Annotated in this window: 3 protein-coding genes and 1 pseudogene; 1 reads left to right on the plus strand and 3 read right to left on the minus strand. The window is 47.4% G+C overall.

Annotation, left to right across the window (positions count from 1 at the left end):
* From ppnN to B3O33_RS00190, 3 genes are all read right to left on the minus strand, one after another.
* Positions 1-954 (minus strand): nucleotide 5'-monophosphate nucleosidase PpnN (gene ppnN / locus B3O33_RS00180; RefSeq protein WP_292362693.1); only part of this gene is annotated, 954 nt, incomplete at its 3' end.
* Positions 955-1,085: 131 nt separating this feature from the next.
* Positions 1,086-1,583 carry a single-stranded DNA-binding protein gene (gene ssb, locus B3O33_RS00185; RefSeq protein WP_292360543.1) on the minus strand — a complete coding sequence of 166 codons (498 nt, stop codon included), beginning with the start codon at positions 1,581-1,583 and terminating at the stop codon, positions 1,086-1,088.
* Positions 1,584-1,619: 36 nt separating this feature from the next.
* Entirely contained in the window at positions 1,620-3,005 is a 1,386-nt protein-coding gene (locus B3O33_RS00190; protein ID WP_292362694.1) for an MFS transporter, read from the minus strand.
* Between the two features lie 50 nt (positions 3,006-3,055).
* Here B3O33_RS00190 and B3O33_RS00195 point away from each other — a divergent pair.
* Positions 3,056-4,466 (plus strand): annotated as a pseudogene (locus B3O33_RS00195) (excinuclease ABC subunit UvrA); the annotation flags it as partial.

A 4,466-nucleotide genomic window follows, 5' to 3' on the forward strand; every position in this document is an offset into this window, starting at 1 on the left:
AACCGAATCACGGATGGTCTGTCCCACTGTTTCCGGCTCGCCAATGACAATTTGATAAAGCTCGGCAATCTCATCACCCAGACAGCGGCGCAGGAATTTATCCAGCGTATCAAAATAGTCGCGACAGGACTCAGGGCCGGCAAACACTAAGGGTATGCCTTGTTTGTTTTCCGGATGCAGCNNCACGCCACCTGGAAACACAATAAAACTGTGACCCAGACGCACAAATGCTTCCAGCCGTTTTTCAATATCCGGCATTATCACCAGTTCATTAACAATCGCATTTGGCGATTCAGAAGCAATAATGCCCGGTTCACTGATACCGATATAACGGCCGGTTTTGATTTGCTGCTTGGCATGGCCAACAGCTGCGCCTTTCATCGGACCTTTCATCGCACCAATACCACAGCCGGTAATGATATCCAGATTACGCAGACCTAATTCATAGCCCACATGTTTGGCGTAATCATATTCTTCTCGTGGAATGGAATGACCACCCCAGCACACCACCAGATTCGGTGTCATATTCGGCTTGATAGCATCGGCATTGCGCAGAATCATAAATACGCTATCCGTTATCTGCTCAGAGGTTGGCGAGGTTTGCCGAGCGAGAATTTTGAAGTCGGTATAGATAATATCGCGCAGTGCCGAAGATAAATGCTCCTGAATGCCACGAATAATCTTGTCGTCAACAAAAGACTGTGCCGGTGCATTTTTGATTTCCAGCACCACACCACGCGATTGCGGCACCAGTTTGATATCAAAGTCGGCAAAGGTATGAAAGATCTGCTCAGCATCATCCTGATGACTGTCGGTATTTAGAATCGCCAAAGCGCAATCGCGAAATAATCGATGCAGATCTTCGCTGGTGTTACTGATACGTTGGATTTCTTCCTGAGACAGCAGATTTAATGTTCGTAATGGACGAATCGTGGTGTGTTGAATTTTGTTCATAGACTTCTATTGATAAAAAAGGCAAGCAGACATACTCCCACTGTTGAGTTTGGGAATCAATGTAAAAAAATCTACCAAACGAAACAAAAAAGCCCCTGTGTCAGGGGCTTTGGTATAAATATCTTACTCGATCAAAATGGAATATCGTCATCATAATAATCGGCTTCACCACCTGAACCATAATCCGGGCCTGCAGAAGCTGAGGCAGGTTGCGGATTGTTGTAGTTACTTTTTGCTGCGGGTTGAGATGGTCGGCCTTGATTGTAATCCTGATTATCACTGCTTCCGCCGCCGGCACCTTTGCTGTCCAGCATGGTCATTTCATTACCGACAATTTCAGTGGTGTATTGATCCTGACCTTGCTGATTTTGCCACTTACGGGTTTGAATACGGCCTTCTATATAAACTTGTGAGCCTTTACGCAGATATTGCTGAGCAATTTCACCCAGTTTGTTGCGTAACACCACGCGATGCCATTCCGTACGTTCCTGGCGTTCACCGGTTTGTTTGTCACGCCAGCTTTCTGAGGTGGCAATCCGTAAATTACAGATCGAGCCACCATTAGGAAAAGCCCGGCTTTCAGGATCGACTCCGAGTCTGCCAACCAGAATAACTTTGTTTACTGACATGGTGAATTCCTTTTTTAATTCAAATATTTGTTCATTTTACGCATAAATCAGACATGCTTCGAGTTCATGCAAATCGACATCATCGGCGAGATATTTGACGTAAGCAAGCCTCTCTTCTAGCACGATAACTATCTCTACCACGCCTTTAATCGCATTCAGCCGTTCTGCAAATTCATCAGCCGTCTCGGCTGTCACTTCATTTAACGGAATAATGCGGCTACTGTAATGTTTTGGCGCTTGCATGGGTAGCATAAATATCAGCCAAACAGCACTGATCAACCCGGCGGACCAGAAAATCCAGCTGATATCACCAACACTGTAAATGATTCCCCCCAGAATGCCGCCGAGAAATGCACCGATAAATTGCGCGCTGGAATAGATGCCCATTGCAGTGCCTTTATTTCTAATGGGACTGAGCTTGGACATCATCGAAGGCAGGCTGGCTTCAAGAATATTAAAGGCGGTAAAAAATAACCACAAGCACACCATCAATATGGCTAACGAGCTTGGCAGCAATGCCCAACCGACCTGGGCAATGGCCAATACGGCGATTGCGCCGGTAAAGACCATTTTCATTTTGCGTTGTTTTTCGGCCAGCAGAATAAACGGCACCATCGTGATAAATGCCAGTAGCAACACTGGCAAATAGGTGAGGGCTAAATCAGCTTTGGCCACGCAAGCAAAATCCTGCAAGGCAATCGGCAAGGCAAAAAAGCTTAAGGTCAGTAATAAATGCAGCACCAGAATACTGATGACCAGTCGCATAATAGAAGTATTTGCCAATACCTCACCAATCTGTGCGCGGGCAGGTTTCATATCCTGATGTTGCTTATGCTTAAATGGAGTGGGCACCCACCAATGCAAGATGATCATGCCGAAAACCGCCATTAATGCGGTGGCCCAGAAGATACCATCCAGTCCAATCCAGCTTTCCAATGCGGCACCACCAGCCAATGCCACAGAAAATGACAGGCCAATGCTGATGCCAATAGCTGCCATGGCTTTGGTGCGATGCTGGTCGCGAGTCAGGTCAGCCGTTAAGGCCATTACCACCGCAGCAATCGCGCCACTGCCTTGCAATAAACGCCCAAGAATCACGGTATAAATAGAATCTGCCATCGCGGCCAATAAACTGCCAAAAGCAAATAAAATTAACCCCAGATAAATGACCTTCTTACGACCAATTCGATCGGAAAGCATGCCAAACGGAATTTGTAATACAGCCTGCGTTAAACCGTAGGCACCGATGGCCAGACCGATTAATAGCGGCGTGCTGTGTGAATACTGTTGAGCGGAGAGCGAAAATACCGGCAAAATCATAAATAACCCGAGCATTCGCAGGGCGAATATGAGTGATAAACCGGAAATAGTTCGTTTCTCCAGCGCACTGAGTGCGTCAGATGTGGCTTGCTTTTGCGTCATGATAGGGTGACAGAGTATATTGATCCGTTGGATTTTACTACGGAACAGGCATGAAAAAAATCAGTATCCGCGGCGCCCGTACGCACAACCTGAAAAATATTGATCTGGACCTGCCCAGAGATGCGCTGATTGTCATTACCGGCTTGTCCGGATCAGGCAAATCGTCACTGGCTTTTGACACCTTGTATGCAGAAGGGCAGCGCCGTTATGTGGAATCACTATCGGCCTATGCCAGACAGTTTTTATCGATGATGGAAAAGCCCGATGTTGATCATATTGAGGGACTTTCTCCAGCCATTTCCATTGAACAAAAATCGACATCGCATAATCCGCGCTCTACCGTCGGTACGATTACTGAAATCTATGATTATCTGAGATTATTACTGGCGCGAGCCGGTGAGCCACGCTGTCCGACCCATCATCTGCCTTTGGAAGCGCAGACAGTCAGCCAGATGGTGGATACCGTATTAGCGATGCCGGAAGGCAAACGGTTAATGTTGTTGGCTCCGGTCATTCAGGATCGCAAGGGCGAACATTTATCGGTATTTGAAGGTTTGCGAGCACAAGGTTTTGTGCGTGCAAGAGTCAACGGCGAAGTGGTTGAACTGGAACAGCCACCAGAGCTGGAGTTACGCAAAAAACATACTATTGAAGCTGTGGTAGACCGATTTAAGGTACGGGAAGATATTCAGCAGCGTCTGGCTGAATCATTTGAAACCGCTTTAAAGCTGGCGGACGGTGTGGCTAAAGTCGTATCAATGGATGATGACTCCGATCAAACCCTGTTTTCCGCACGCTTTGCCTGTTCCGAATGTGGTTATTCGATTGCCGAACTTGAACCACGCATGTTTTCGTTTAATAACCCGGCTGGAGCCTGCCCTACCTGTGATGGACTGGGAATAAAACAGTTTGTCGATCCTTCCCGCGTCGTTGCACACCCTGAACTGAGCCTGGCGGCCGGCGCGATTAGAGGCTGGGATCGTCGTAATGCTTATTATTACCAGATGATTCTGTCTCTGGCGAAGCATTATCAGTTTGATATTGATGCGGCGTTTGATTCATTACCGGAAAATGTCCGCCAGGTCATTTTGTATGGCAGCGGTCGCACTGATATTGATTTCAGTTATATCAGCGACCGCGGCAAACGGGTGACCCGTAAACATGCCTTTGAAGGCATTATTCCGAATCTGCAACGTCGCTATCATGAAACCGAATCCGGCAGTGTGCGTGATGAACTGGCGAAATTTCACTCCATCAGAGCCTGTCCGGATTGTCATGGCACCCGATTAAGAGAAGCCTCACGTAATGTCTTTATCAACGAAACCAATTTACCGGCGATAACGGCAATGCCGATAGGCGAGGCCACTCAGTTTTTCCAGGAATTACAATTGCCCGGCAAACGTGGCGAGATCGCCAGTAAGATCGTCAGTGAGATCAGTGCACGCCTTAGCTTTCTGGTGA

Origin of the sequence: Methylophaga sp. UBA1464 (genome assembly GCF_002325665.1) — a bacterium.
Classification (GTDB): domain Bacteria; phylum Pseudomonadota; class Gammaproteobacteria; order Nitrosococcales; family Methylophagaceae; genus Methylophaga.